Genomic DNA, 6899 nt, shown 5'->3' on the forward strand with positions numbered 1-6899 from the left:
CCGGCGGGGCGGGCCGGTGCCGTCCCCCGGGCGGCCGGCACCGCGGGCGGGGGCCGGTGCCCGCTGTCCCGGAAGGCGGGCGCCGGACGCCGACGGCCGCGGTCGGCGGTGACCCGGAGGAGGTGGCCCAGCCGGTCCTCGTAGGGGTCGCCGACCCGCCACAGCTCCCTCGTCCGCGCCCGGTCCCGGGCGCGGACGAGCATGGCGGCGTTGAACGCGGGGAAGGTCTCCGCGGCCGGCGGGGCGTAGGGCGAGAGGGTGGCGTCGACGTGTGCGACGCCGGCGAGCACGGCACCGCCCTCGGCCACTCCCAGGTAGCCGTCGTGCTTGCGGACGAACCGGTCCCAGTCGGAGGTGCCGCGGGGGTGGTCGGGGGCGACGCAGACCACCGACCAGGTGTGGGCGACCTTGTCCGGCCACTGCGGGTCCGGGCGCAGCGCCCGGCCCCGGGTCTGCACCACCGCGGTGGGGGTGGTGGCCTCGGTGAGGTCGACGAGGGTGTTGACCCGGCGGGCGTTCCACCCCTCGCCGAGCAGGGCGCGGGTGCCGATCAGCGCCCGGGTGCGGCCCGCCTCGACGTACGCCGTGGCCAGCGCCACCCAGCGGCGGCTCGTCCAGCGCCCGACCACCTCGGCCGTGCCGGGGGTGTCGGGGAGCGGGCGGACGGTGAGGTCGAGGCCGGGGTGGCGTTCACGGCACCAGGCGGCGAAGGCCTCCGCGGTGGCCGGCGCCGCCGCGACGGTGCGGCCGGTCACCAGCACGGGGGCGAGGGCGGCGGTCCGCTCGTCGGCGGCCAGCGTCGCCAGCACCAGGCGCGCCGAGCCCGCCTCGGCGTCGAGGACGCCCGCCAACCGGGCCGGCAGGGTCGCGGTGGCGCGTTCGTGGTCGCAGATCACGACGGCTCGCAGCCGGCTCCCCAGCGCGTCGGCCTCGGCTGCGAGGATCTCGGCGACGGCGGCCGTCCGCGCCGCGCTGCGCGCCAGCACGCGGTCCAGCGGCGAGCGGTCCCGCCGCACGCCGCGCGCGGTGAGTCGGTGGCCGACGGCGGGGAGTGCGGCCCGGATCTCCGCCTCGGCCGCCCGGTCCGCCTCGGTCGCCGAGACCCGCAGGCAGCGGCGGACCCAGTCGTCGATCAGCGCCACCCAGTCCTCGGCGCGCGGCGGGTGGCGGTGCTCCTCGCGGAGGCGCGCGCCGGCGGGCAGTGCGAGGAGCCCCTGGTGGTGCAGGCGCAGCGCGGCGTCCGTGAGGGCGGGTTCCGCGGCGGCGAACCGGTGCCACGGGAGGAGCGGGCCGGCGCCCTCTCCGGCCGGGCCGGTGCGCGCCACGACGCGGCGGTCGAGCCAGGGCAGGAAGTCGGTGCCGGCGAAGCCGGGCGTCATGAGGCGGGCGACCAGTTCGGTGAAGCGTTCCGCCTCCCCGGCGAGCCAGGCGTCCTCGACGGGGGTGGGGGTGGTGAGCCAGGCCAGCTCGGCGTAGGGCGCGAGGTGCCCCTCCCGGACGGCGGCGGGGATCGAGGGACCGCGGACCGCGGGGCCGAACAGCTCCTCCACCAGCGCCGCCTGCGCCCGGGTGAGACGTTCGGGAGGCGTGGCGGTCAGGCCCACCACGGTGGCGGAGGGCAGTTCGCGGAGCACCTCGGCGAGCAGCTCGCCCCAGGTCTCCAGCAGGTGGTGGCACTCGTCGAGCAGCAGGGTGATCTCGCCGGCCCGCCGCATGGCCTCGACCAGCTCCCGTCCGCCCGGGCGCAGCCGGTGCAGGTGGGCGGTGCCGGCGCCGTCCTCGGCGACCTCGGCGTCGGGATCGAAGCTGGCGAGCGCCTGATAGGTCAGGACGGTGACGGTCGAGGCGAGGTCACGTGAGGTGCCGGCGGGCGGCGGCTCGGGGCGGAAGGCGGACCACTCACGCACCCACTGGCCCTGGATCGCGGTGTTGGGCCCGAGCACGACGACCGGCCGTCCCAGCCGCCGTGCCGCCTCCAGCCCGGTGAGGGTCTTGCCCAGGCCGGGCGGGAGGACCACCCAGGCACGGCGGTGGCCGGCCGCGAGGACCTGCTCCAGACCGGCCAGCGCCTCCCGCTGGTGGCGCCGGAGCGGGTGGGGCGGCCGGGTCGCGGCCGCCCCGTCCGCCGCCGGCTCCGCCGTCACCAGCCGCGCTCGTGCCAGACGGCGAGCTGGGGGCGTTCCGCGCCCAGGGTGGTGTCGGCGCCGTGACCGGGGTAGACCCAGGTCTCGTCGGGCAGCGCGTCGAAGAACTTGGTCTCCACGTCGTGCAGCAGCGTGCGGAACGCCGCGTCGTCACCGAAGGTGTTGCCGACACCACCGGGGAACAGGCAGTCCCCGGTGAAGAGGTGCGGGTGGCCGCGGGGGTCGTCGTAGACGAGGGCGATCGACCCCTCGGTGTGGCCCCGCAGGTGGCGCGCGACGAGCCGGCAGTGCCCTACCGACAGCTCGTCGCCGTCGTCGAGGAGCAGGTCGGTCGGGACCGGGATGCCCTCGGCGTCGAACCTCCCCGCGCAGGTGCGGGCGCCGGTGGCGGCGACGACCTCGGCGAGCGCCTGCCAGTGGTCGCCGTGGCGGTGGGTCGTGACGACGGTGGCGACCGAGTCCTCCCCGATCAGCCGCAGCAGCGTCTCCGGTTCCGCGGCGGCGTCGATCAGCAGCTGCTCACCGGTCTCGCGGCAGCGGAGGAGATAGGCGTTGTTCTCCATGGGGCCCACGGCCACCTTGGAGATGAGCAGCCCGGCGAGCTCGTGCACCTCGGCGGGGCCGCCGACGGTGACCCGTCCCGTGTACGTCATGGGTTCCTGCCTTCCAGCATCAGGGCCCGGAAACGGGCGGACAGCGTCTCACAGGGCGGGCAGCACGGGCAGCGGCGCACCGGTGGCGGTGAGGCCGCTGCCGGTGGTGCGGCCGGCGAGCCAGCCGACGAGCGCGGCGGGGTTGCCGGCCACGACGACGGCGGGGCCGTCGGTGGAGCCGGTGGTCCAGCTGCGGCCGTCCTCGGCCCGCACCTCCACCGGCGGCACCTCGGCGTTGCCGTGGAAGCGGCGGGTGAGGTAGGCCAGCGCCCGGTCGGTGAAGGCGCCGGAGAGGTCGCTGACGTCGCGGTCGACGCCGAGGTCGACGTGGTGCAGTTCCACCTCCAGCCAGCGGCGGAACGGCACCCCGGAGGCGAGGTCCGTCACCCCGTTCCGCAGGGTCACGGTGGCGTCCCAGGCGTCGTCCGGCCGGGCGTCGAACGCCTCCCGCAGTCGCGCCGCGGTGGTTCGCAGGTCGGCGAGGTGCTCGGCGGGGGTGCGGCCGGCACCCGCCTCGATGTCGTGGTCGCGGGTGGCGGCGTCGGGGTACATCGGCCGGCCCTCCATGACGTTGACGATGGCGTCGGCGTTGCGGGCGAGGTGGGCCAGGACGTGGCCCCGGGTCCAGCCGGGGAGTCGGGAGGGGGCGGAGAGCGCGGCCTGGTCGAGGCCGGGGACCGTGGCGAGGAGGGTGTCGGTCGCGCGGGTGAGACCGGAGAGGTCAGCATCGGGTCGGCTCATGATCACCACGCTATACCGGGGAGCGGCGGCCCCGGGAGGGCTCGGGAACGACCGGGAGGACGGGACGCGGCGGGCCGCCGGGGACGGCGGGCGGACCCGGCGGAGCAAGATCGAACAGATGTTCTTGTACGCTCGGTGTCTCCACCCCTCCCGCTCGGGCCGCTTCTGTCGGACCCCCGGCCTACGCTGGGAGGAGTCATACCCGTATGTCCGGGGGACCGCATATCCCCGGCCCGCGCCAGGCGCGGCCGCCGGCCCCTCGTCGCCCACCATCCGAAAGGTGCCAATCGGCGTGGCCGACCGACTCCTCGTTCGCGGCGCTCGCGAGCACAACCTCAAGAACATCTCCATCGAGCTCCCCCGCGACTCGCTGGTCGTGTTCACCGGACTGTCCGGGTCGGGCAAGTCCTCGCTGGCCTTCGACACCATCTTCGCCGAGGGCCAGCGGCGCTACGTCGAGTCGCTGTCGGCCTACGCCCGGCAGTTCCTCGGCCAGATGGACAAGCCCGACGTGGACTTCATCGAGGGCCTCTCCCCCGCGGTCTCGATCGACCAGAAGTCCACCTCCCGCAACCCCCGCTCCACCGTGGGCACCATCACCGAGGTCTACGACTACCTGCGGCTGCTCTTCGCACGGATCGGCAAGCCGCACTGCCCGGAGTGCGGGCGGCCCATCGCCCGGCAGTCGCCGCAGGCCATCGTCGACAAGGTGCTCGGCCTGGAGGAGGGCAGCCGGTTCCAGGTCCTCTCCCCGCTGGTGCGGGAGCGCAAGGGCGAGTTCGTCGACCTCTTCGCCGACCTCAGCTCCAAGGGCTTCAGCCGGGCCCGGGTCGACGGCGCCGTCGTGCAGCTCTCGGAGCCGCCGACGCTCAAAAAGCAGGAGAAGCACACCATCGAGGTGGTGGTGGACCGGCTCACCGTCAAGGACAGTGCCAAGCGGCGGCTGACCGACTCGGTCGAGACGGCGCTCGGACTCTCCGGCGGCATGGTCGTGCTCGACTTCGTCGACCTCGACGAGGACGACCCGCAGCGCGAGCGGATGTACTCCGAGCACCTCTACTGCCCCTACGACGACCTCTCCTTCGAGGAGCTGGAGCCGCGCTCGTTCTCCTTCAACTCGCCGTTCGGCGCGTGCCCGGAGTGCTCGGGGCTCGGCTCCACCATGGAGGTCGACCCGGAGCTGGTGGTGCCGGACGAGGAGAAGTCGCTGGAGGAGGGCGCGCTGCACCCCTGGTCGCACGGCCAGACCAAGGGGTACTTCCAGCACCTGACCAACGCGCTCGCCCAGGCGCTGAACTTCCGCACCGACATCCCCTGGGCCGGGCTGCCGGCGCGGGCCCGCAAGGCGCTGCTGTACGGCCACCGCACCAAGATCGAGGTGCGCTACGAGAACCGGCACGGCCGGGAGCGGGCGTACCAGACCGTCTTCGAGGGCGTGATCCCGTTCATCCGGCGCCGCCACGGCGAGTCGGAGAGCGACGCCGGCCGCGAGCGGCTGGAGGGGTACATGCGGGAGGTGCCCTGCCCCGCCTGCGAGGGCAGCCGGCTCAAGCCCGTGGTGCTGGCGGTGACCGTCAAGGGGCGCTCCATCGCGGAGATCTCCTCGATGTCGATCAGCGAGTGCGCCGACTTCCTGCGCGAGATGAAGCTCGACGCCCGGGAGCGGAAGATCGCCGAGCGGGTACTGAAGGAGGTCAACGAGCGGCTGCGCTTCCTGGTCGACGTCGGCCTGGACTACCTCTCGCTCGGCCGGACCGCCGGCTCGCTCTCCGGCGGCGAGGCGCAGCGCATCCGGCTGGCCACCCAGATCGGTTCGGGTCTGGTGGGCGTGTTGTACGTGCTGGACGAGCCGTCCATCGGACTGCACCAGCGCGACAACCACCGCCTGATCGAGACCCTCGTCCGGCTGCGCGACCTCGGCAACACCCTGATCGTGGTGGAGCACGACGAGGACACCATCAACGCCTCGGACTGGGTCGTCGACATCGGTCCGGGCGCCGGCGAGCACGGCGGCCAGGTCGTGCACAGCGGACCGCTGGCCGGGCTGCTGACCAACGAGAAGTCGCTGACCGGCCAGTACCTCTCGGGCAAGCGGCAGATCGCGATGCCCGAGCAGCGGCGCCCGGTCGACACCGACCGGCAGCTGACGGTCGTGGGGGCGCGGGAGCACAACCTCCGGGACGTCGACGTCAGCTTCCCGCTGGGTGTGCTGACGGCGGTCACCGGCGTCTCGGGTTCGGGCAAGTCGACGCTGGTCAACGACATCCTGTACACCCATCTCGCGCGGGAGCTCAACGGCGCCCGGTCGGTGCCGGGCCGCCACACCCGGGTGGAGGGCGACGACCTGGTGGACAAGGTCGTCCACGTCGACCAGTCCCCGATCGGCCGGACCCCCCGGTCGAACCCCGCCACCTACACGGGTGTCTTCGACCACGTGCGGCGGCTGTTCGCGGAGACCACCGAGGCCAAGGTGCGCGGGTACCTCCCCGGCCGGTTCTCCTTCAACGTCAAGGGCGGCCGCTGCGAGAACTGCGCGGGCGACGGCACCATCAAGATCGAGATGAACTTCCTGCCGGACGTCTACGTCCCCTGCGAGGTGTGCCACGGCGCCCGGTACAACCGGGAGACGCTGGAGGTCCACTACAAGGGGAAGTCGATCTCCGAGGTCCTCGACATGCCGATCGAGGAGGCGACGGAGTTCTTCGAGGCCGTCCCCGGCATCGCCCGCCACCTGCGGACGCTCAAGGACGTCGGCCTGGGGTACGTGCGGCTCGGCCAGCCGGCGCCGACCCTCTCCGGCGGTGAGGCACAGCGCGTGAAGCTCGCCTCCGAGCTGCAGCGCCGATCCACCGGGCGCACCGTCTACGTCCTCGACGAGCCCACCACCGGGCTGCACTTCGAGGACATCCGGAAGCTGATCGACGTGCTCTCCGGGCTGGTCGACAAGGGCAACTCGGTGATCGTCATCGAGCACAACCTCGATGTGATCAAGACCGCGGACTGGGTGGTCGACATGGGGCCGGAGGGCGGCTCCGGCGGCGGCCAGGTGGTGGCCGAGGGCACCCCGGAGCAGGTGGCGGCGGTTCCGGCCAGCCACACCGGGAAGTTCCTGCGGGACATCCTGGGCGACCGGGTGAGCGACGCCGGGCCCACCGGCGGCACCGCCGCGAAGCGGTCCCCGCGCCGGACGGCGGCGTCGTCCGGGTCGCGCGGGGGGAAGAAGGCCGCGGGCGGCTCCGCCACCGCGCGGAAGGCGTCCGGCGGCGCCTCCGGGACCGCCGCCGCCAAGCGCACCAAGGGCGGCAAGCGCGCCGGGTAGCGGGCGAGCGCGACCGACCCTCCCGGCGGGCCGGGACCCGAT

The 6899-nt window shown here is 74.1% G+C and carries 4 protein-coding genes; 1 reads left to right on the forward strand and 3 read right to left on the reverse strand.

The window, feature by feature from the left end:
- From HCN52_RS19935 to HCN52_RS19945, 3 genes are all read right to left on the reverse strand, one after another.
- A partial coding sequence (locus HCN52_RS19935) for a DEAD/DEAH box helicase family protein (protein ID WP_209314764.1) occupies positions 1-2144 on the reverse strand: 2144 nt, incomplete at its 3' end.
- On the reverse strand, positions 2141-2797 hold the full coding sequence (locus HCN52_RS19940) for an MBL fold metallo-hydrolase (RefSeq protein WP_168089830.1): 657 nt from the start codon (positions 2795-2797) through the stop codon (positions 2141-2143). The genes HCN52_RS19940 and HCN52_RS19935, both read right to left, overlap by 4 nt.
- A gap of 48 nt (positions 2798-2845) precedes the next feature.
- Positions 2846-3538 carry a maleylpyruvate isomerase family mycothiol-dependent enzyme gene (locus tag HCN52_RS19945; protein WP_168089831.1) on the reverse strand — a complete coding sequence of 231 codons (693 nt, stop codon included), beginning with the start codon at positions 3536-3538 and terminating at the stop codon, positions 2846-2848.
- A 292-nt stretch (positions 3539-3830) separates the two neighbouring features.
- On the opposite strand from HCN52_RS19945, the gene uvrA reads away from it, so the two are divergent.
- Entirely contained in the window at positions 3831-6857 is a 3027-nt protein-coding gene (uvrA, locus tag HCN52_RS19950) for an excinuclease ABC subunit UvrA (protein WP_168089832.1), read from the forward strand.
- Positions 6858-6899 lie beyond the last annotated feature (42 nt).

Origin of the sequence: Streptomyces bohaiensis, from assembly GCF_012033785.1 — a bacterium.
Taxonomy (GTDB): Bacteria; Actinomycetota; Actinomycetes; order Streptomycetales; family Streptomycetaceae; genus Streptomyces; species Streptomyces bohaiensis.

Coding starts and splice junctions, on each gene's coding strand:
- HCN52_RS19940 (WP_168089830.1), bottom strand. CDS start 2,797: ATGACGTACACGGGACGGGTCACCGTCGGCGGCCCCGCCGAGGTGCAC.
- HCN52_RS19945 (WP_168089831.1), bottom strand. CDS start 3,538: ATGAGCCGACCCGATGCTGACCTCTCCGGTCTCACCCGCGCGACCGAC.